Annotated in this window: 30 protein-coding genes and 1 tRNA gene; 17 read left to right on the top strand and 14 right to left on the bottom strand. The window is 62.0% G+C overall.

The genetic code is table 11. The annotated features are described in order from the left end of the window. Positions 1-218 precede the first annotated feature (218 nt). Positions 219-292: transfer RNA gene (locus BG22_RS02920), tRNA-Pro, on the top strand. A 111-nt stretch (positions 293-403) separates the two neighbouring features. On the opposite strand, the gene BG22_RS11065 is transcribed toward BG22_RS02920, so the two are convergent. The 14 genes from BG22_RS11065 to BG22_RS02860 all read right to left on the bottom strand — a co-directional run bounded on the left by BG22_RS11065 (position 404) and on the right by BG22_RS02860 (position 8,396). Then, positions 404-1,180 (bottom strand): hypothetical protein, encoded by a 777-nt coding sequence (locus tag BG22_RS11065; protein ID WP_258186176.1) that lies wholly within the window; start codon positions 1,178-1,180, stop codon positions 404-406. Beyond that, positions 1,155-1,304, bottom strand: a complete 150-nt coding sequence (locus BG22_RS10785; RefSeq protein ID WP_181163347.1) for a hypothetical protein — start codon at positions 1,302-1,304, stop codon at positions 1,155-1,157. The genes BG22_RS11065 and BG22_RS10785 overlap by 26 nt, the downstream gene beginning before the upstream one ends. Then, on the bottom strand, positions 1,297-1,704 hold the full coding sequence (locus BG22_RS02910) for a hypothetical protein (RefSeq protein WP_140493029.1): 408 nt from the start codon (positions 1,702-1,704) through the stop codon (positions 1,297-1,299). Before BG22_RS02910 ends, BG22_RS10785 begins: the two co-directional genes overlap by 8 nt. Beyond that, entirely contained in the window at positions 1,701-2,135 is a 435-nt protein-coding gene (locus BG22_RS02905; protein ID WP_140493025.1) for a hypothetical protein, read from the bottom strand. Before BG22_RS02905 ends, BG22_RS02910 begins: the two co-directional genes overlap by 4 nt. Positions 2,136-2,139: 4 nt before the next feature. After that, complete coding sequence (locus BG22_RS02900) at positions 2,140-4,482, bottom strand: bifunctional DNA primase/polymerase (protein ID WP_140493022.1); 2,343 nt, start codon at positions 4,480-4,482, stop codon at positions 2,140-2,142. A 107-nt stretch (positions 4,483-4,589) separates the two neighbouring features. Then, positions 4,590-5,282, bottom strand: a complete 693-nt coding sequence (locus BG22_RS02895) for a helix-turn-helix domain-containing protein (protein ID WP_140493020.1) — start codon at positions 5,280-5,282, stop codon at positions 4,590-4,592. 15 nt (positions 5,283-5,297) lie between these two features. Continuing rightward, the gene (locus tag BG22_RS02890) at positions 5,298-6,278 is read right to left on the bottom strand and encodes a hypothetical protein (RefSeq protein ID WP_140493017.1); all 981 of its coding nucleotides are present in this window, start codon (positions 6,276-6,278) and stop codon (positions 5,298-5,300) included. Further along, positions 6,275-6,646, bottom strand: a complete 372-nt coding sequence (locus BG22_RS02885; protein WP_140493014.1) for a hypothetical protein — start codon at positions 6,644-6,646, stop codon at positions 6,275-6,277. Before BG22_RS02885 ends, BG22_RS02890 begins: the two co-directional genes overlap by 4 nt. Further along, the gene (locus BG22_RS10780) at positions 6,643-6,807 is read right to left on the bottom strand and encodes a hypothetical protein (RefSeq protein ID WP_156101986.1); all 165 of its coding nucleotides are present in this window, start codon (positions 6,805-6,807) and stop codon (positions 6,643-6,645) included. Before BG22_RS10780 ends, BG22_RS02885 begins: the two co-directional genes overlap by 4 nt. After that, positions 6,801-7,208, bottom strand: a complete 408-nt coding sequence (locus tag BG22_RS11060; protein ID WP_140493011.1) for a hypothetical protein — start codon at positions 7,206-7,208, stop codon at positions 6,801-6,803. The genes BG22_RS10780 and BG22_RS11060 overlap by 7 nt, the downstream gene beginning before the upstream one ends. After that, positions 7,192-7,497: a hypothetical protein gene (locus BG22_RS02875; protein ID WP_140493009.1), complete on the bottom strand. Its 306-nt coding sequence runs from the start codon at positions 7,495-7,497 to the stop codon at positions 7,192-7,194. The genes BG22_RS11060 and BG22_RS02875 overlap by 17 nt, the downstream gene beginning before the upstream one ends. Next, complete coding sequence (locus tag BG22_RS02870; RefSeq protein WP_219846844.1) at positions 7,494-7,739, bottom strand: AlpA family transcriptional regulator; 246 nt, start codon at positions 7,737-7,739, stop codon at positions 7,494-7,496. The genes BG22_RS02875 and BG22_RS02870 overlap by 4 nt, the downstream gene beginning before the upstream one ends. Before the next feature lie 8 nt (positions 7,740-7,747). Continuing rightward, positions 7,748-8,113 carry a hypothetical protein gene (locus BG22_RS02865; RefSeq protein ID WP_140493006.1) on the bottom strand — a complete coding sequence of 122 codons (366 nt, stop codon included), beginning with the start codon at positions 8,111-8,113 and terminating at the stop codon, positions 7,748-7,750. A 22-nt stretch (positions 8,114-8,135) separates the two neighbouring features. Continuing rightward, the gene (locus BG22_RS02860; RefSeq protein WP_140493003.1) at positions 8,136-8,396 is read right to left on the bottom strand and encodes a helix-turn-helix transcriptional regulator; all 261 of its coding nucleotides are present in this window, start codon (positions 8,394-8,396) and stop codon (positions 8,136-8,138) included. A 95-nt stretch (positions 8,397-8,491) separates the two neighbouring features. Here BG22_RS02860 and BG22_RS02855 point away from each other — a divergent pair, with 95 nt between their 5' ends. The 16 genes from BG22_RS02855 (at position 8,492) to BG22_RS02780 (ending at position 20,196) form a co-directional block, all read left to right on the top strand. Continuing rightward, positions 8,492-8,911, top strand: a complete 420-nt coding sequence (locus BG22_RS02855; protein ID WP_140493000.1) for a helix-turn-helix transcriptional regulator — start codon at positions 8,492-8,494, stop codon at positions 8,909-8,911. Between the two features lie 20 nt (positions 8,912-8,931). After that, on the top strand, positions 8,932-9,354 hold the full coding sequence (locus BG22_RS02850; RefSeq protein ID WP_140492997.1) for a hypothetical protein: 423 nt from the start codon (positions 8,932-8,934) through the stop codon (positions 9,352-9,354). A gap of 19 nt (positions 9,355-9,373) precedes the next feature. Continuing rightward, complete coding sequence (locus BG22_RS02845; protein WP_140492994.1) at positions 9,374-10,756, top strand: site-specific integrase; 1,383 nt, start codon at positions 9,374-9,376, stop codon at positions 10,754-10,756. A 429-nt stretch (positions 10,757-11,185) separates the two neighbouring features. After that, positions 11,186-11,518: an HNH endonuclease gene (locus tag BG22_RS02840; protein ID WP_107041725.1), complete on the top strand. Its 333-nt coding sequence runs from the start codon at positions 11,186-11,188 to the stop codon at positions 11,516-11,518. A 254-nt stretch (positions 11,519-11,772) separates the two neighbouring features. Beyond that, positions 11,773-11,988, top strand: a complete 216-nt coding sequence (locus BG22_RS02835; RefSeq protein WP_055427261.1) for a hypothetical protein — start codon at positions 11,773-11,775, stop codon at positions 11,986-11,988. Further along, positions 11,960-13,408: a terminase gene (locus BG22_RS02830; RefSeq protein ID WP_140492991.1), complete on the top strand. Its 1,449-nt coding sequence runs from the start codon at positions 11,960-11,962 to the stop codon at positions 13,406-13,408. Before BG22_RS02835 ends, BG22_RS02830 begins: the two co-directional genes overlap by 29 nt. Before the next feature lie 11 nt (positions 13,409-13,419). Then, entirely contained in the window at positions 13,420-14,898 is a 1,479-nt protein-coding gene (locus tag BG22_RS02825) for a phage portal protein (protein WP_140492988.1), read from the top strand. Continuing rightward, on the top strand, positions 14,825-16,495 hold the full coding sequence (locus BG22_RS02820) for a toxin glutamine deamidase domain-containing protein (RefSeq protein ID WP_140492985.1): 1,671 nt from the start codon (positions 14,825-14,827) through the stop codon (positions 16,493-16,495). The genes BG22_RS02825 and BG22_RS02820 overlap by 74 nt, the downstream gene beginning before the upstream one ends. Beyond that, the gene (locus tag BG22_RS02815) at positions 16,492-16,773 is read left to right on the top strand and encodes a hypothetical protein (RefSeq protein ID WP_140492982.1); all 282 of its coding nucleotides are present in this window, start codon (positions 16,492-16,494) and stop codon (positions 16,771-16,773) included. The genes BG22_RS02820 and BG22_RS02815 overlap by 4 nt, the downstream gene beginning before the upstream one ends. 26 nt (positions 16,774-16,799) lie before the next feature. Further along, entirely contained in the window at positions 16,800-16,982 is a 183-nt protein-coding gene (locus BG22_RS02810) for a hypothetical protein (protein ID WP_140492979.1), read from the top strand. A gap of 85 nt (positions 16,983-17,067) precedes the next feature. Further along, positions 17,068-17,403 carry a hypothetical protein gene (locus tag BG22_RS02805; protein ID WP_140492976.1) on the top strand — a complete coding sequence of 112 codons (336 nt, stop codon included), beginning with the start codon at positions 17,068-17,070 and terminating at the stop codon, positions 17,401-17,403. Positions 17,404-17,486: 83 nt separating this feature from the next. Continuing rightward, positions 17,487-17,963, top strand: a complete 477-nt coding sequence (locus BG22_RS02800) for a hypothetical protein (protein ID WP_140492973.1) — start codon at positions 17,487-17,489, stop codon at positions 17,961-17,963. A gap of 28 nt (positions 17,964-17,991) precedes the next feature. Beyond that, positions 17,992-18,900 (top strand): phage major capsid protein, encoded by a 909-nt coding sequence (locus BG22_RS02795; RefSeq protein ID WP_140492970.1) that lies wholly within the window; start codon positions 17,992-17,994, stop codon positions 18,898-18,900. Further along, entirely contained in the window at positions 18,897-19,475 is a 579-nt protein-coding gene (locus BG22_RS02790; protein ID WP_140492967.1) for a hypothetical protein, read from the top strand. Before BG22_RS02795 ends, BG22_RS02790 begins: the two co-directional genes overlap by 4 nt. After that, complete coding sequence (locus tag BG22_RS02785) at positions 19,454-19,855, top strand: Gp19/Gp15/Gp42 family protein (RefSeq protein WP_140492965.1); 402 nt, start codon at positions 19,454-19,456, stop codon at positions 19,853-19,855. Before BG22_RS02790 ends, BG22_RS02785 begins: the two co-directional genes overlap by 22 nt. After that, entirely contained in the window at positions 19,852-20,196 is a 345-nt protein-coding gene (locus BG22_RS02780; RefSeq protein WP_140492962.1) for a hypothetical protein, read from the top strand. Before BG22_RS02785 ends, BG22_RS02780 begins: the two co-directional genes overlap by 4 nt. Positions 20,197-20,198 lie beyond the last annotated feature (2 nt).

The raw sequence follows: 20,198 nt of genomic DNA, 5'->3' as shown, positions 1-20,198 counted from the left end.
ACCAAAGCATTGCTGCTGTGACCGCCGCTGAGCACTACTGCCGCTTGCGGTTTAGCGCTTCGACAAAAACTGAAAAATGGCTCATGGTAACGATGGGTAACGATGACCGCAGACCTCATGGTTTTCGGGAGCGTTTTCCGGTCTGCTTTTGAGTCCCCACGGAGAAAATCTGTCCATGCCGTTTAATAGACTGATAGGTTGTTCTTGCGTGAGATTTACGGGGCATAGCGCAGCTTGGTAGCGCGCCAGTTTTGGGTACTGGATGTCGTGGGTTCAAATCCCGCTGCCCCGACTAGAAATCCCTACCTCTGTTTTGGAGGTAGGGATTCTTTTTACCATCACATACCGCAATCAAACCATTAAGATTTCGACATTCACAAACGAACAGCTTCTGCAGGAGCCATCATGATGGCCGTTCCTGAATGCCGTAATTAGCGCGTCTCCGCAACAGAGGTACGAGCTCGCTGAGATTCAGCATGCCATCGGCGTCACAGCGCAACCTTCCTCTGCTAGTCCAGGAGCGAATCGTGCTTGCCGGGATCCGGATTCCTGCCTTCGCGCACTCGTCACTCAACTCGGCTGGAGTTCCCCGCACTTCGCTGACGATCAACCGGGCCAATAACCGGTCGGCTACGGCGCGTCGGTTCACCCGTTCGCCGCAGCCTGCGCACTCGCCATCCTGTTCGTCGGGATCACCCCACACCACGCCTCCGCAGCCCGGGCACGCGCCGAACGCGATGCGCGGCTTCGCCGGATTGACCGCAATATGGATCCCCTCCGATAGATCGACGATGTCCTCGTACCAACCGAGCACGTCACCGCAGGACAGCAGCGGATCCGGGTCGGCGAGCGCCGCACGGGTCAATGCCGCTACGGTCGTGTCCGGATCGGCAGCTCTCTGGTAGTCGAATCTGACGGCCAGTTGTCGCATGAGACGTTCGGTCTGGCAGTAAAGCTCCCACATGTCATCGCGCAGGGGCGATGGTGCCTCCGCCGGCGCAGCGTGTCCGTCCCCGCCCTGCATGTTGACGCTGGCCTGTTTGGTGGCGATCAGTAGCAGCGGCGTGATCTCTTCGCCTATCCGGGCGAGATGGTCCTGCAGACGCTGTTCGCAGTCATGGCAGAGCAGACGTCCGATGGACGTGTCAGCCCCGTCATTGTTCACGCATCGTCCGGTCATGTTCGTCCTCCCGGTTCACATGGTTCTCCAATTCGCGCAGGTCATCGGTGTCGTATCCGCATGAGCACCACCAGCGCAGTCCGTGTTCACTGCTTTCGGTGATGACGAGGTGGGACTCACTCATTGCGGTCTCCTTCGTTCATGTAGCGGATATGTTCCTGCATGCGCATGAGGGATCGGAAGTCGCGTCCGCATGAGCAGATGAGTACCTTCCCCTTGCCTGCCGTGTCGATCAGACGGTGCTTGAACGCGGGTTTGTGCTCGTCGAGGAAGATGAGCGGGTCGTTCATGATGGTCTCCTTGATGGTTTCCGTGGTGACGTGTTTGCAGAATCGTCCGGGGTCGCGGCTCTGGTAGCCGCATGAACAGATGCGCGTGTATCCGGCCGGGGTACCGAAGCCGACGCATCCGGATGGGCGGCGCAGCATGGCCGTTGCCGTGGGTATGAACTGCGCAAGGCGGTGGATTGTCCGCTCGGGTTTGCGGAAGGTGATGCGTAGTCGTGGTTTGCGTCTGGGGTTCATAGCGGTCGCCTCCATGCGATCTCGAATCGGTTGATGTCTTCTTCGGATAGTTGCGGGCCATCAGTCCACTGTTGCGGCGTCGCCGGTTTCGCCGGTTTGTAGGGTTTGAGACTGATGGGTGCGCGGAAGCATCGGTGTTCGGCCAGATACTTGCCGTTGGGGCTGATGCCGCGCTCGCCGCAGGGGGTGCGCAGTGTAATCAGCCCGGTTCCGGAGATCGGCTGGATACGGGTGAAACGGATGCCCAGGATGATGGCGGCAACGAGGTCGTCGCCGTCCAGGATCCCCGGATCGTATTTCTCCTCGATGGGTCCGCCGGTGTCCACGGCAACCCATTCGTGGCATGTCTCGCACTTTCTCGCGATGAGGCGAGCGGGGTTCACGCCGGCCGGACAGAGGTTCTTGAACCATGGTGGTTTTCGTCTGGTCATCGGTTCACCTCACTCCCAGCTGACGTGTGATGGAGTTCCATATGGTGTCGATTTCGCTGTCCTTCAGTCCGCTCGCTCTCCCCCTCGTAAACAGATCGTCATGGATGGCGTCCGCGTTCTCGGGATGGTTCGCAAGTCGTCCGTATGCCCATGCGTGGAGATCGTTATTGCGGCTGCCGGCCGGTATCGGAGTCATGTCTGGTCTTCCGGCCTTTGCTCGCTCCAATGGGATCCGCCGGTCCATCACTTCGCTGAGCGACGGGATTCCAACACCTGTCTTACCGGTTGACGCGAGTTGGTTCCTTCCTTCCACGTACTGGTGTGATTCGAGCCATCGCACCATCTTCGGCGGCATGACCGGAGGTGATCCGTCCGGCGTATCCAGCAGCAGATAATCGCCCGTGGGGATGCGACTACCTGCGCCGACCACGTATCCCTTGCCCTCGCAACGGATGTCGATCGGCAGTCCTTTCTCGTGGACTGCGTTCTTCAGTCGTCCGCGCAGCGCGTCGGGTATCAGGTAGTAGGCGTGCGCCGAGGCGAGTCCGTTGACCCGGCCCGTGGGCGTGCCGACCAGATAGGTTCGCGGGAAGTCCGGCGACCCATACGTTCCGATCTGCCGGTTGAATACGTCCCATCCGGTCTGCTCGTCCCGAAGTACTTCGCCGGATGCCGGATCCTTGGCCACGTCCAGATCGATGACGGCTACGCCGGCGGAAGGCACCACCGCATACGCCGTCGTGTTTTCCGGAGGCCGCCTGCCGGCGGGCAGAGTACGGTTCTTGGCCCAGTCGTAGGAGCGTTTGCCTTCCCCGACCGTTCCGAAGGTCACGGGGAAGCCGCACTCGTCGGGAGTGGGAATGGAATCGGCCTGCAATGGCTGCGGCAATGACGGAACGCTCGCAAACACGTCCGGCTCCTCCATCGCCTCGGTAAGGTCCTTGGCCGCGCGTTCGCGGTACACGCTGAACGTGCGTTCGTTCTTCACGACGAGCACCCGCACCACTTCGCCGTCCACGCGCTTGGTTTTCGACATGAGTCCGAGCTTGACGACGGTGTTGCGGTGCCCGGAATCGGTTTCCCGATAGGGGTTGCGTCCGCTCACCGCGTACCCGTCGGCCACGATGCAGTCCACGATCCACTGCTGCGCCTCGGTGAGGTCGTCGGCAGATCCGATTACCACGTCGTTCCACGGGGTGTCGCCGCGCATCTCCCATAGCCGGCATGAAGCCATGAGGAACGGGGCCACCCCGTATTCGTCACGGAACCTCAGCAGCTCGGCGAACTCGGATTCGGCCCGACCGTCCTGCATGCGTACGAACACGCGGCGCCTTTCCAAGGCGGCGGTCATGCTCATGATGACCGGATTATTGGAGGCGATGATGAAGGTGGCCTTGTTCCTGAAACTGACCGCGTTCTCCTGCACTCGCCGGGCAACCAACGTGTCGCCTGTGCCGATCTTCTTCAGCAGCGTGGCCTGCTCCAAAGTGATGGTGTCCGCATCCTCGTCGTACGCCCACAGTGCGCCGATCAGCTTCAGGGTCTCCTGATCCGTGGAGAAGTTGCCGTTGCCGTTGCGTCCACCCAGCAGGGTCTTCGACGTGACGGCCGCCGCGAGTTTCGGGAAGGTGCGATGCAGCGTATCGAGCAGAATGCCCTTGCCGTTGCCGCCGCTGCCGTATAGCACGTAAAACAGATGCTTGTACGGTTCCAGCAGCGGCGTGGCGAACATGCGCCCCAGATTCTCGGCGCTGTGGCCGTCCGCCGTGACGAAGCGAAGGAACTCACCGGCCTTGGCGACCAGATCGTCGCAATAGTCCACGTCCATGCTGATCTCGAAGGGGTTGGCGAACAGCGGATTCTCGGGAAGTATGCGACGCACGCGCCCGTCGATGCGGTAGAACGCCATGTTGCGGAATTTCACCCCGTGGCGGACGCGCTGATCCAGTTTCGCGCATTCGACGCGGAGCTGCACGTTCCACGGCAGATACACCTGCGTGCGGCCCGTCACGTGGTACTCGTCCTCTAGGGATCCGATGGCATGCCAGGAATCCAGAAGCTGGTTTGCCCCGGTCAGATCCACGTCCCTGACATACAGGGTTCGCCCATCCTCGCCGAGCAGCATGGAACCGTTGCGGAAATCCCACAACGCCTTCGCATACCCGTCGTCGAAGTATGGCCGGTTCTTGTTCATCTCGTTGCGTGGCACATCGACGCTGCGGCCGAGACGGTCGTAGAACGTATGCCGCCATGCGTCCGACGAGACGCGCATGCCCATGAGCACGGTCTGCACGTTGCTCGGCCCGTCCGGGATGATCGAGCACTGGTGCCTGAACGGTGCGTTCATCCTTATCGCCTCATTTCTCACTCGTCGAAGTCTTGCCGTAGGTCTCTTGTGCCCGCCGCGTCTGTCGCATGCGTGGAGGCCGCTTGGGTACGGCTCGGGCTGTTCGTCTAGAACTCGGGTTCCTCGCCGATGATGTCGCGGACGGTTTGTTCGGGGATGCCGAGGAAACCGGCGATCTCCGCCGCGTTGCGTCCGGTGGCGGCGAGCTGTTGGATCTGTATGGCGTTCACCTGCGGTTGCTGGAACGTGGGCTGTTGTGCTACCGGTCGCTGTGCCAACTGGGTTGCCGGCGTGGCGGTCTGCTGGGGCGTGGCGTTCATGGCTTGGGCGACCTGTGTCTGGTTGGGCACGATCTCGTAGCTGTAGAGCTTGGGCGGGTTCCAGCCGCGCTTCTTGGCTTCGCCGTTGGCGGTGTAGGTGGCGGTGAACCCGTCGCCGACGTGCGGGAAGTCGCGGCCGACGATGCGTGATGCCTGACGAAGCGTGCCGAGGTTCTTGCCTTTGACGTAGACGGCGCGCACGCCGTCGTCGCCGGGGATGGTGTTGTCGCGCAGGTTGGTGGCGACGTGGATGACGACCTGCATCATGGGCTGGCCGTTGTCGAACCATTTCGGTTCCTGCGTGTCCATGTCCCTTTGCTGCTGCGCCTCGATGCTTTCGACGGTGCCTGTCACGGATGTGCCGATGGGATCCTCTCGTTGGAAGAACGACGGGGTGCCGCCGGCCATGACCTGCGCGAGCGTGGGCAGGGTGACCGTCTGCTGGGTGTTGACGTTGGATTGGTTGGGTTGTGCGAACATGGTGCTGCTCCTTGGTTATTTGGTTGACTGTTGACTGGTGGATTGCTGGTTGGGTTGGTAGGTGGGTTGCAGCAGCGGGATGAGCCGTTGCCATGTGTCGGGCACCTGTACGGTGTCGGGCTTGCGCAGTTCGGGGATTGTGCGGTTCCGGTCGTCGGGCCATGAGCCGCAGTCGAAGCAGTGCGTGGCCGATGCCGGCAGGAGCCGGATCCACGCGTCGCGCATCTCGGTGCCGTCCGTCTGTTCGATCAGATCCAGGAACGTGACCAGAAGCTGGGCGCGTGCCAGCGCCCACAGGCCGGGCCGTTCGTCGAAGCGCATCTCCACGGGCAGGGCGTCGTTGAGGCTGATGCCGTTGCGCGGCAGGAAGAAGATGCAGTTGCGTTCCACCTGCTCGCCTGCGTTCCTCAATCCGATGCCGTAGAGGCTGGCCTGCACCATGTAGGTCTGGGAGGGGCCGTGGGCCTTCACGTCCTTGAGAGTGGTCGCGCCCACGATCTTCCAGTCCACCGTGCTGGCCGACCTCCGGTCGTACAGGTCGATAGAGCCCCTGACCTCGTAGCCGTCCGTGATGCCGTGGAGCGAGCCGACCGTGACCCGCATCTCCGTCTCGTATGGGCGGTTTCTCACGTTCTCGTCGAATCCGTGCGGGTTCAGGTCGGAGAACATGCGCTCGAAATGCTCGTGCACGCATGTGCCGATGAACGGCAGCCATGCCACGCCCTTGCGTTTCGGCCATCCGGCCAGCTTCGCGGCCAGACAATGCAGACAGTCCGTGCCCAGCTCGCTGGGGCCGATGGCCTTCTGCCGTTCGCGTGGCGCGTTCGCGATGCTCGACTCGATGATCTCCCTGATCTGCGGCCACAGTGTCGGTTCCACGCGCAGCTCCTCATACGGCGAGGCCTGCGGTTCGACAGCCGGCTTCGGCGGTGTCGCCGTCGCCGGATCCGTGTTTGAGGCGGTGGCGAGCACGGCCATCACATCGACGGCGCTCATTTGACCACCACCGAAGCCTTGTCGCGACGCATCAGGTCGGCGAGCGCGTCCTCGCCCAATGCGCGGCGGGCGGCCGACACGTCCGGCGCGACTTTGTACAGCTTCGGGTTGCTGGCCGCCGGATAGGCCTGCGCGAACCGTTTCGCGTCCAGCCGCTGGCTGCCGGCCTTGACCTGCACCTTCAGATCGCCAGCCTCGTACGAGCCGACGGGCCAGTTCTCAAGGATCTGCGTCTTGAGCCGGTCGATTTCGTCCTGCGCCCGTTTGATGTCCACCTGAAGGGACGCGATGCGCGCGGCCTGAGCCTGCAACGTCTCCCACTTCACCTCGCCGTCAGGGTTTCCGGCGGTCGTCGCGTTATCGTTCATGGTCGTTTCCTTTCCTCGACTTTGATGGGAATCACCCCGACCGTGTGGCCGGGCTTGTCCTTGCCGTGCCGGCGTCCCGTCTCATAGGCGGCGTCCGCGCTCGCCGGCTTGGAGAGCACGCCGCATGTGCGGCATCGCGGCAGGTATCTGCGGATCAGCATGTCGCCGCCTCCGCGTCTGGGCCGAGCGGGAGCCCGTCATTAAGCATGAGCGCGAACGATTCCAAGGTCATAAGTACGAGCTGTCTGGCCTGACCGTCTCGGGAGTCGATGCCGATGCCGGGACGCTTCTGGACGACCACGCCGATCAGCGCGTCATCATTGCCCCGCTCGATCTCCGCTTCCCGCAGGTGCTGGGAGACGTTCATCTGGGCGGTGTTCTTGCATTCGACGACCACCCGGTGGCCGAGGAAGCGCACGCCCGCGATGTCGCCGCGATCCTTGGATCCTGTAAGGTGCCGGCGTTCGATCCGATCGTCATCCAGCGCCCAACGCAGGTAGTCCACCGTCCGCGACTCCATCGCCGCGCCTGCGCGCCGGGCCGTCTTAAGACTTCTGGGCATTGTCGCCCTCCTTTCGTTTGAGGCGTTGCTGGTATTCCTTCATCTGTCGCAGTCGTTTCTCCCGGTTGCGGTAATAGTGGTCGCGCGCATAGGCGCGGTCTCTGTCCCTCTCCCATGGATCCTCACGCCGTTGGCGTTGGTAGTCGCGGTTGTATGTACGCCGTTCCTCGTCGGTCATCGGCTGGGATCGTGGACGACGTTTGCGACGTGCTGACCTTTTCGGCGGAATGCGGCCTGCTCGGCATTGTCTGACGAACAGCAGGCTGTCTAGGTTGAGAATGTCGTTCATTCGCCTCTCACCTCGCTGGTGGACTGGTAGACGTGGGTGCGGAAGTATTCGAGAATCGTTTCCTTCGGGTAGAGCACCGACCGACCGACCTTGACGAATTTCGGGCCAATGCCCATCGACCGCCAGTAGCCCAACGTGCCTTCGGAGATCCCAGTGGCGGCCACGTCCTTGGTGGTGTTCATCGGTTTGAGCGTGTCCTGCAACGAATCGAACAACTCAGGTTCGGTCATCTGTTCGCACATGATGGCCCCTAGAAGTCGATCGGCGTGATCTCATCGTGCTCGTGCACCGAACGTTCGCCCACGTCATCGCCATCGGGAAGGTCCAGCAGCCGGGCGCCGGTGTTCACGAGCACATCGCCGTACAGGCTGAGCACCATGCCGACGAAGCCGATCTCCAGTTCGTGCGCATGGATGTTTCCCTCAATGGATCCCATGCCGGGCGCAAGCGTGACCGAGCCGAACGACCGAGGCTTCTCGCCGCTGCGGCGTGCGGTGACTTCCGCCACATACGGCCGGCGGTCACCTGTAGCCGTGTTGAGTAGAGGCAGGAACCGGCTGATTGCGGCTCGCTTCCTTCTGATGGTCTCTTCTCCGAGAATCGGATCGTCCTTCATTCTTTCTTCCTTTCCTTGGGGTCTATTTGCCGGGATACTTGGGCAGAAGACGCAGATGCGACTTGGGTGGGACGAATTCCGCCGGGTCGCGTCCGGTGATCAGGCAGATCGCGTAAATCTCGGGGAACGAGAACGGGGATCGCCCGTGCCGTTTCGCGCTGAACGTGCTGTATGGCATGCGCATGCGGCGTGCCATGTCCGAGTACTTGTAGCCGTCTTCCTTCAATAACCGGGACACCGTTGCCCCGATCCATCTGTCCGCCATGGACTGTTTGTTGGTCATGTGGCTAATGCTATTTGCTTTCCAGAGAACCTGCAACCCGAAAATGACTTGATATGACTAATTGCGTTAGTAGAAATACATGCTATAGTGGTGGCATGGCTAATGAAATCGACACTAGAGCGCAACTGTTCGCCAAGTACCTCGGCGCCGAGCTCAAAGGCGCCATTCGCTCCCGCGGCTTCTCGCAGGCACAGATCGCCGACCAGCTCGGACATGCCAGGTCATCCATGGCGAACTGGCTGAACGCCAAACCCTCCATCCCCATGGAGGTCGCCGAGAAGGTCTGTCTGTGCATCGGCGTCGAACTAAGGGTCATCGTGTCCCGCGCGCACGAACGCGTCAACGACGAGATGGGAGTATACGAGACTGAATTCAGAAACAAGCAACACACCACGTTGGAGCAGCTGACCCGCATTGCCCTGCTCAACCAGCAGCAACAGCAGCAGTACGGGTACACCACCGCCGCCTACCGCGACAGCGACAAATACAGAGAGATGGAAACACCGACAGACTGACCAGAAGTGAAGGGTACAGCTTGAAGAACACCTACAGCGATCTGCTACTGGTGGCCCGCAACATGGGCCTGCAAGTGGTGGAGGGAACAATCAACGACGACCACCTAGGGCGCTACGACCACCTGAAGCATCGCATCACCATCGACGGGAGGCTGAACGACAACCAGAAACGAGTCGCACTACTGCATGAGATCATCCACGCGGAGCATTTCAATGCCGGAATGAACCTGTGGATGCCCGCCAAGAACGAAGAGAGTCTGACCGTCAAGGAGACGGCCGAGCGCATCGTGGATCTCCGGGATTACGCACAGGCCGAGCAGGTCTACGGACCCGACCCCTGCATGATCGCCAACGAACTCTGCGTGACAAGAGCCGTCATCGTAGAGATCCAGCGAATCCTCGAAGCCAACCCATGGAAATGCCGCCTTGTACCCCACTACTAACGAAAGGAGATGAACGACAATGGCACGCGTATTCATTGATGACATGTGGCTGAAGAGCGACGACGAAGGCAAGCCTCCCAGCACGGCCGCCAAGCGTTCCCTAGCGAATGCAAGGGATCCACTGACTGCGCGCGTTCCCAAGAAATGGCGCACCGCCAGATATGGAATCGGCAGCAGATGGCGTGTTCGTTGGTATGCGACCTTGCCAGACGGCACCAAACAGGCCAAGACCAAACGATTTGAGAAGCTGTCGGAAGCCGAAGAATTCCAAGCGGCCTTGGAAGACGATGTGCGAAGTGGCCGATACATTGATCCCAATGCCGATTTACGCCTTTTCGGAGACGTTGCCGATGAGTGGATTCAGACAAAACTTGATGTCAAACCGGGGACACTCGGCAGGTACAAGCGAGAGATTCGCGTATATCTCAAGCCTACATGGGGCGGTAAAACTTTGCGCGAAATCAGCCTCAAGGATATCCAGAAATGGGTGAACGACCTGACCACCGGCGACTATAAGGCCGAACTGCCGCTCGATAAAGAAGGCGACATGCGTAAGCCAAAGCCGTTGAGCGCTCGATCCATCAGAAACATCGTGAAGGTGGTCATGGTCGCCGTATTCGATTACGCCATCAAGAACAAGTGGATTCGTGAAAACCCCGCCCGCGAGGTAATCACTCCAAGAATCGTGAGTAAAAACGATGACATGGTGTTTCTTACCATCCCCGAGGTGGAGATGCTTGCCGATCGCGCCTCTAAAAAAGGGCGCGATGTTGACGGTCTGCTAGTTAGGTTCCAAGCGTATGTAGGCACTCGCATCAATGAGGCACTGGCCTTGCAGGTGCAAGATCTCAATCTCGAAAAGGGCACGGCTCGTATTCGTCGTACATGGGCAGACGACGGAACCGGCAAGATGAAACTAGGAATTCCTAAGAACGGCGAGGCTCGTACCGTCGCGCTCCCGGACTTCCTGATTCCGTTACTCAAGGAGCAGGTACATGATTGCGACAAAACCGACTTCGTGTTCCGCGCAGCACGAGGTGGCCCCATATGGGATCATTCATGGCGCACTCGCATCTGGTATCAAATCATCAAAGACGCCGGTATGGAGGATGAAGGCGTGACCATTCACTCACTGCGCCACACGTACGCGAGCATTGCCATAGCTAACGGTGCCGACGTCAAAACACTGCAAAAACAGCTTGGACATGCCACAGCAAGCATCACGCTTGACACCTATGCAGCTTTATGGCCCGAACGACTCAACGAAATCGCTTCCGCCGTAGACAAAGCACGATTGAAAGGAATCGAGAAGGCCAAAGAGGAAGCAAAGAAGAAAGAAGCTGAGGCCAAGAAAAGAAGCAAGGGCCAGAGCAAGCCAGAAGAGTTCGGACAGGCGGCCTGATTACAAAGAGGTCTTGAAGGGGGAACTTCAAGACCTCTTTGATTATTGCTTCGCCTTGCACCGAAACGCTGTAACGGATATGACGCAGATGGACGCCCCACCGTCTTCTTCCACTTCCCCTTCCAATGCCCCGTTACCCCGTTACAGCGTCACGGGGATGAACCAAATGAAATAGGAGAAGGAAAAACGCCGCGTAACGCATTGCCCACAACCCGTTACTCTCAGCATTCCGAAATATCTAGTAGCTCCAGCGGCTACTGCAACTTGCGTTAAAACTGCAACGCATCGAAAATGATATTGTTGCCGTTTACTCGATCGCACGAGTGACAACCGAAGACTTGAGACCGCAACGGCCTCCACCAGCCCCCACGGCTTTCCTCCTTTCTCCGTGGGGGTTCATCTTATACGCCACCTCTATCGGGAGACCCCATGGCCAAGCCACGCGGCAACCCACGGTACGCCAACGGCGCTCGCAGACGGGCCGTGCGCAGACGGGTATTGGCCGCCTACGATACGTGCCATATCTGCGGCAGGCCCGTTGACAAAACGTTGCCCGCGCGGGATCCGTGGAGTGCGGAAGTGGACGAGCTGCTGCCGGTGTCGAAGGGCGGAAGTCCGTACGAGTTCGCGAACTGCAAGCTGTCGCATCGTGCGTGCAACGAGCTGAGAAGCAACAAGAGCATCGAATGGGCCAGACAAGCTGTCCGAGGAGAGAATGGCGTCAAGGCGACTTCGGTGCCGTTCCGCACCTCGACATGGTGAACATCGCCGTTCGGCACCGTGGGGAGGGTATCCTACCGGCCGCCTCCGGGCGCACCCCTGTGTCATAGCGCCGCTCTCTCCCCGATTTTTTCCAAACAGACCTATCGCATTATGCTTGAACCGTCTGCTTCTCTACTCGCCCCTATAGGAGCTTGGTGTGAGAAGCAACAGCGGGGACCTTGCGCGACCAGCCATAGGGCTGGAGATAAGTCGAGTGGTATCCCCGCTTTTTCTGTGCCTATCGGAGGTATCTCATGGACGAGTACCTGACCTTGTTGCGTCGTACGTTGAAGCGGCTTGAGCAGGCGGTGTTTGATTTGGATACGCCGCCGCGTGATCTGGCGGCGTTGTCGCGTCGTTTGCTTGAGGTGAGTCGGGAGATCGAGCGTTTGGAGGGCAAGGACGGGGTTTCTGGTCCGTCGGTTGCGGTGGAGGTCGAGGATGACGGGTTCGACGAGGAGGCTGTCTGACGTAGCCCGGCACGTGGTGCTGCCGCGTGGCATCGTTTCGACGGGTTGGCCGCGGGTGAAGGCGCAGGCCCGGTTGTGCGGCATCGAGTATGACGATTGGCAGGATGGTCTTGGCCGGTGCATGTTGGGCAAGAAGGCGGACGGCCTGTATGCGGCGGGTATCGGCGGCGTGGTCATCAGCATTTGCCGTCAGGTGGGTAAGACGTTCACGATCGGCACGATGATCGTGATGCTGTGCATCCTCAGCAAGTATCCGCTCAAGGTCCTGTGGACGGCGCATCGCAGCCGCACGTCGGATGAGACGTTCAAGTTCATGTGCTCGCTGGTCAGGAAGCCGGCGATAGCCCGGTACGTGGATGGCGAGCCGAGGCGGGCGAACGGGCAGCAGGAGATCGCGTTCACGAACGGTTCTCGTGTGTTGTTCGGTGCGCGTGAGAACGGGTTCGGTCGTGGTTTCGACAACGTGGACGTCGAGGTGTTCGACGAGGCGCAGATATTGGGCGAGCGCGCGTTGGACGACATGATCCCCGCCACGAACGCCGCACGGAACCCGTTGATCATCTACATGGGCACGCCGCCCAAGCCAAGCGATCCGAGCGAGGTGTTCTCGGGGCGTCGGCGTGACGCGTTGCATGGGGACAGTGACGACACGTTGTATGTGGAGTTCAGCGCCGACCGTGACGCTGATCCCGAGGACCGCGGCCAATGGCGGAAGGCGAACCCCTCGTATCCGGCGCGTACGTCGGAGTCGGCGATCCTGCGCATGAGGAAGAACCTCGGCGAGGACAGCTTCCGGCGCGAGGGCTTGGGCATCTGGGACGAGACCAACACGGTGAGCGTCATCGACCCCGAACTCTGGAAGAACGGCGAAGTGAGCGAGCGCATGGATGGCGGTGTGACGTCGTTCGGATTGGACATGCCGCCCGACCGCAGTGCGCTGGCGATCGGCGCGTGCATGAAGTATGCGGACGGTTCGGCCCATGTGGAGCTGGCGGAGTACCGGGACACGCATCGCGATGGCGTGGCGTGGGCGGCGGACTGGATCAAGGCGCGGTGGTCGCGTACGGCGTGCGTGGCGATCGACGCGCAGTCGCCGGCCATGGTGCTGCTGCCCGAGTTGAAGGCGCGGCGCGTGCCGGTGAAGGTCGTGACCGCCAACGAGATGGGCCAGGCGTGCGGGCGCATGCTCGACCTGATCCAGGCCGGCATGCTGCGTCATCTGCCCGACGCGGACCAGCCCCAGCTGGCGAAGGCGATGGCGAACGTGACCACACGGCCGATCGGGCGCAGCGGCGCGTTCGGGTGGAACAAGACCGGCAATGACATCGACATCAGTCCCCTGATGGCCGTGACCGTCGCCACGCAGGGCGCGTGGACGACACGACGCAAGCCGGGACGCAGGCAAAAAGTAATGAGATAGCGAGGTGGCTTATGGCTGACGAGGGCATCTTCTCCAGCGCGTTGAAGCGCCCGCTCGACATCACCTCGTTCGGCGCCACCCGCATCGCCGGCGTCGCCGACGACGACATGCCCCTTATCAGGACGTTGATGAAGGTGTGGCGGCAGCGGTATCCGAGGAACCTGATCCGTACCGGCTATTACGGGGCGAAGGAGGGGTTCAAGGACTTCGGCATCAGTATTCCGGATCGTATCAAGGCGAACGTGAGCGCGTGCATCGGCTGGCCCGCCAAGGCCGTCCGCTCGTTGGCCGACCTGACCGTGTTCGACGGATGGACCTACCCCAACGGCGAAGACCCCTATGGGCTTGACGAGCTGACCGACATGAACGCCCTCCAGTTGGCGGTACCGCAGACCGTGGTGTCCGCGTATACGCATGGGTGCGCGTTCCTCACCCTCACCAGTGACCCCGACACGGGCGATCTGCTGGTGACGCCGCGTTCGGCGGAATGGTCCGCCGCCCTCTGGGACGGCCGGCGCAACCGGCTGGCCGCCGCGTTGACGATCAACGACGCGACCTCGAAGGGGCGTGTCACCGCGTTCAACGTGTTCCTTCCCGGCGTGGTCTATCAGGTCACCAGAGACGGTTATGGCGGTTGGACGGCGGAACGGTACGAGACCTTCTGGCCTGAGCCGACGGTGGTGCCGTTGGTCAGCGACCCGCAATTGTCGAAGCCGTTGGGCTGTTCGCGGATCACGCGGCCGGTGATGGCGTTGACCGACATGGGCTTCCGGACACTGGTGCGCATGGAGGCCAGCGCGGAGTTCTACGCGGTGCCGAAGCTGTGGTTCCTCGGCATGGACGAGGACGCATTCAGCGCCGACACGTGGAGCAGCCTCGTGAGCTCGATCAATGCGATCAGCAAGGACGAGGACGGGGATTCGCCGTCGTTGCAGCAGATCAGTCAGGCGTCGATGCAACCCCATTCGGACATGTTGAAGACCATCGCTCTGGTGGTCGCGTCGGACACGGACCTGCCCGTGGATTCGCTCGGCATCACCTTGGACAACCCCAGTTCGGCGGAGGCGATGGCCGCGGCCGAACGCAAACTCACCCGCCGCGCCGACCGGCAGAACCGCCTCTTCGGCATGCAGCTGACCAGACTGGCCCGCATGGCCGTATGCCTCAGGGACGGGCTCACGGAGCCGCCGGACGAGCTGAAACAGGTGCGACCGGTGTGGGCGCCGACGCGGGAGATCAGCGACGGGGCGCGGGCGGACGCGTACGTGAAGATCAGCCAGGTCAACCAATCCTACGCGACCAGCGAGGTCGGGCTGCGCCGTCTCGGCTTGGACGGCGACGAGATCCGCTCACTGCTCTCGCAGCAGTCGCGCGACCGTGGACGGGACGCGCTGGACATGATCCTAAGGAGCGCCAATGCCGGTGACGACCAAGGATCTCAACCAACTGAGGACGAGCCAACAGGAGGCGGTCAGGCTCGCGAGGCTTGACCTCGGCGAACTGTGGTGGGACATCGCCGGGCTGCCGGCCGCCAAGCAGCGGGACATACTGCTTGACCTTGTGCCGGCGATCATCGGCAAGTACTCGGACATGTCCAGCACCGCCGCGGCCGACTGGTACGAGCACGTGTACGCCAGGCACTTCGACGACGCGTTCACCGCCGAGGTCGAGAACCCGAACAGGGACGAGGCCGTCAGGAAGCTCATCCGCTGGAAGGCCGGCGTCCTGTGGGACGATCCCGGCAAGGGGAAGAAGGCGAATCCGGACGAGCTGCTGCGCTACCTGAACAACCTCATGGACCGGGAGATACGCAACCCCGGCCGGCAGACCATCAGAAGCAACGCGCGACGCGACCCGCACAGGCCCCGATACGCGAGGGTGCCGAACGGCCGGCAGCCGTGCGCGTTCTGCATCATGCTCGCGTCGCGCGGCTACATCTACGCCAGCCAGGACACGGCCGACTTCGGCACGAGCTTCCACGGCGGCAACTGCCGGTGCGAGATCGTCCCCGAATGGGGCAAGGGCAGCAACCGAATCGAAGGCTATGATCCGGACGAATACCTGAACATCTACGAGACCGCGCGGCGCGCGCTGGAGACGGGCGTCATGCCCGCCGACCTCAAGGCCGGGCTCGCGAACATCGCACCCTACCGGGAGCCGAAACGCGGGCAAAGCGTGTACGGGCCGTATGACCCGAACAACGTGAACTCGCTCGCGTACCTCATGCGTCACATGCACCCCGACAAGGTGGGTCAGGGCCACAAGCTTCTCGACCCCGGCAGGCGCAAGGGCGGGCCGGGCGAGAAGATCCGCGCCCTGAAGACCATGACGCCCCGCGCCACGTTCAGGGAGATCACGCACGACGAGGTGAACCCCCTATGGGACATGTGGATCAGGAAGAAGCTCGACAACGGGTATCGGCCGGACTTCTCGAAGAACCCATGGGGCATCAACTGCCAGCGCGTCGTACAGGCGGCGGAACTACGCCTCAGGGGCTACGACGTGCAGGCCGTAGGCAACCACAAGAAATCCTCGGACGGCTACTACTGGAACATCGCCGACATGTGGGTGGACGAGAACGGCAACCACCGCAAGTTCACCCGGAAGGAGTCGAACAACGCGACGATCCGGGCCATGCGCGAATACCCGCCCGGCAGCCGCTTCTTCGTCGCCGGCCCATGGAAGAACGGCAACGCGCACATCTGGAACGCCGAAGTCGTCCAAATGCCCAGCGGCTGGAAATCCGTGCGCATGTACGACTACCAACCCGGCGACTACACGAAATACGGATACCAGAACGGACGGAGCCCGGACTACTATCCCGACGACATCAAGGAAGGCCAGCTCAGGTTCCTGCGCGTGGACGACATGGAACCCACCGACAGCCTCCTCGAAGGCGGCCGGCCGAGCTTCACCGACGCGCCCGCCTACGCGAAACCATGGGTCGGCGATCCCGACACCGTGCGAAGCTGGAGCGAGTGGAAACTCCAACGAACCCACCGCGACGACACCTCGTGGCGGCGGCATCAGGACGAGTACGACAAATGGGCCGAATCCACGCCACCAAGTCAAGGAGGACAAGCATGAGCGATAAAGTCACCAGCTACCATCAGGCACGTCTCATCGTCGAGCAGATCGAGCACGGCATGCCCACGGACCCCGAGGGCGGCGAGGACGATGAATACTACGCCGTCCCCATGGCCCCTGACTTCGTTCAGGCCGATGATTGCGCGTGGTTCGTCAACAAGAAGACAGGTAAGGCCGAACGTCTGTTCAGCGCGCCTTTCGCCCCCGCAGGCCTCGGCAACATGTATTACCGCGACTTCAAATCAGTCAGAGATGATGCCGTGGATAATGGTGAATAGTCCGATTTAGTCTTTGATTGGAGGGCATGATGGACGTTTCCCGAAACGGTGTCGGCAACCATGTCGAGGGAGAAAAAGGCGTTGAGAGGATTCATGTCGTCGGGCATGATGAAGACGGTCCCATCTTGAGCATCCCCGATCACTTCGTGTACAAGCCGAAGCATGCAGAGAACGGGACGTTGATTCTCCCCGCCGCATGGGCCGACTGATGACACAGACTTGGAGAATATGATGACAAGGAATCTCACGGCACCTTTCGAGTAGGTAACAATCACCTACCTGAAAGGAAATGCCATGTCACGTACATGGAAGGATCGCCCGTATCGGGTGATGCAGAACGAAGCCGCCAAGGCCGGTTGCCTGCGCCCACCCTACTACAGCCGCCACAAGCCGGCACCGCTCGTGCCCGACGTGAAGACCTATGCCTACGTAACCGGCCGTGACGTCCATATCCCCGCACGACGGTTCACGATCTGTCACTTGGCCGAGGACTGGGATACCGATTACGGTTCCCGCCGAGCCATACGCGACGCCCTGAAGGCAGCCATACGTGATGCCAACAGCGGCATCGATATGCGCGACTGGGATCATCCCATCGCCTACCAGCGTCGCCGACGTTGGATCGGCTGAACAACCGAACACATATTTCAAGCCATCACGGATTCGTCCGTGGTGGCTTTTCTTATGCCCGGATTCGGGCGGAAGGAGGCCGTATGGCCGAAGAAGAAGACGCCCCGAACACCGGAGAACAGAATGGTTCGCCGCCGGAGAACATCGACTGGAAGGCACGCTACGAGGCCGAGGCCGAACGGGCGAAGAGCTGGCGTGGCAAGGCCGAGGCGAACAAGAGCGCGGCGGACGAGCTGGCCGCGTTGAAGGAATCCAGTCTCACGGAGACGCAGAAGCTTCAGGCCCGCGCCGAACGCGCCGAGAGGGAACTCAACGACCTGAAGACCGCCCAGCAGCGTCTCGCATGGCGTGACGAGGCAGCCAGGAAGACCGGCGTGCCGGTGGATCTGCTGCGCGGCGACACGGCCGAGGAGATCAACGCACACGCGCAGGCCATCAAGTCGTATCTGGCCGCGCAGGCGAAGCCGTCTGCGGCGAAGGTCGCGGACCCGGCCGGCACGCCGCAGGCCCAGCCGAATCCGAACGCGGGACTGCTCAGACAGCTGTTCAGCACCAAGTAAACGTTCAACCCTTTAGAGGAAGGTTTTTATGGTTTTGCAGACCAATCAGGTGACGCTGCCCACGTCCGTGAGTCTCGCGGTGGTGGGCAAGGCGCACGACACCAGCACGATCGCCACCCTGAGCCCGGCGGACAGGCTCGGGTTCATGGACGACAAGTACAACGTGTTCACCGGCAAGGCGCGCGCCGAGGTCGTGGCCGAGGGCGCGAAGAAAAGCGGCTACGAGCAGCCAATCACCCCGAAGGAAGGCAAGCGGTTCACGGTGCAGTGCACCACGCGCGTCTCCAAGCAGCTGCAGTGGGCGGACGAGGACAACCAGCTGCAGATCCTCGACGCGATCCAGGCCGACCAGGCCGCGGCGTTGGGCGAGGCGTTGGACTACGTGATCTACCACGCGGTCAACCCTGCGTCAGGCGACAAACTCACCGGCTATGAGGCGCTGTCCGCCACGGGCGTGCAGGTGACCGCCACCGACGACCAGCTCGCCAACCTCGACCTGCTCACCGACAGGCTGCTGCGCGCGAACATCACCGGCGTCGCCCTGTCCCGCACATTGGCGAACGAGCTTCGCAAGCTGCGCGTGTCCAACACGGGCGGGCGCCTGTTCCCGGAGATCCCGTTGAGCCTGAACACGGGCACCTTGGACGGGATCAAGGCCAGCACGAGCGTGACCGTCGAGGGCGAGTACGCCACGGACGCGACGAACGTGCTCGCGTTCATGGGTGACTTCAGCACGATCAAATGGCGTCTGGTGCGTCCGATCACGGCCGAGGTCATCCCGTACGGCGACCCGGACAACACCGGCGTGGACTTGGCCGGCAGCAACCAGATCGCCTACAGGAGCGAGGCCGTGTTCTCCTACGCGATCATCGACCCGACATCCATCGCCGTGCTCAAGACCGCCGGCGCCAAGACCACTCGGGCGGTGAAGCGATGAGCGTCACCCCCGTAAAGACCCTCGTAGTCCACACCGGCGAGGGCGGCGTGCCCGTGCTGGCCGAGCCCGTGCGCTTGGTGAACCCGGACGGGACGCCGTTCACCGGCGCGGGTGCCGTGGTGACCGTGGAGACGCTGGGCGGGGCATCCGCCATCGGCAAGGCGGTGATGAAGGCATCGACCGGCGCCGTGGCGCGTACCGCGATCGGGGCGGGCACGTCCAGCTTCAGCGGTGCGTACGGCGACCTGACCGGCAAGCCGTCCATCCCCACGATGCCGACGGCTTCCACGTTGTCCGGGGCGACCACGGTCGGCAAGGCCGTGATGGCCGCCGTGGACACTGCTGCGGCGCGCAGGGCCATCGGGGCGGGCACGTCCAGCTTCTCCGGCAGCTACACTGACCTGACGAACAAGCCGTCCATCCCGGTAGCCGCCACGTGGGCGAATCTGGGCGGCAAGCCCGCCACGGCCGCCGCCATCACGGATCCGGCCGCCGACGCGACCGCCGCGACGCTGGGAACGACGATCAAGGCGATGCTCGCGACGATGCGTACATGGGGGCTGATCGCCAAGTGATCGATGACGCGTTCCGGCCGTTCGCCACCTACAGGGACGTGGAGCGACGCTGGCACGCATTGACCGAGGCGGAGCGCGAGACCGCGACCGTGCTGCTGGAGGACGCCACGCAGATCATCATGGACACGTGCCCCAAGTGGTCGCAGGCGTCCGAACGCACGCTCGCGTCGATCGCGTGCGCGATGGTCATCCGCAAGATGAGCGTGGGCGACGAACGGTTGGGCGTGACGAACGCGCAGCAGACCGCCGGCAGCTTCAGCGAATCCTTCACCTACAGCAATCCCATGGGCGACCTCTACCTGACAAGAGCGGAGAAGGCCCGATTGGGGCGTGGCAGGGCGCGCGCGTTCCACCTCGACATGAGCGGAGGCGGCCCGTGAGAGGCGAGACCATCACCGTCATCCGCCGAGTCCAGTCCGGCGTGGACGAGGGCAACAACCCGGTCTACGAAGAACAGCGCGAAACGGTGCCCAATGTGCTCGTGGACTCGCCCGACGGCACGGACGCCAACGACTCGAACCGTCCAGACGGGATGCGCGTGGATGCAGTGTTCCGTTTCCCGCGCGACTACACGGGCGGTCCGCTCGATGGATGTCGGATTGTCCTGCGCGGCGACGAGACGCACCCGTATCACGTGGTCGGCCATCCGCTGCCGCTCAACGGCGGCATGCAGCCGACCAAGTGGAACATGAGCGTCGAAGCCACCTACACGGAAGGTTGAAC

Origin of the sequence: Bifidobacterium sp. UTBIF-78, from assembly GCF_006408945.1 — a bacterium.
Classification (GTDB): Bacteria; Actinomycetota; Actinomycetes; order Actinomycetales; family Bifidobacteriaceae; genus Bifidobacterium; species Bifidobacterium myosotis.
Note: the sequence above shows the minus strand (reverse complement) of the source record. Positions and strands in the feature narration are given on the sequence as shown.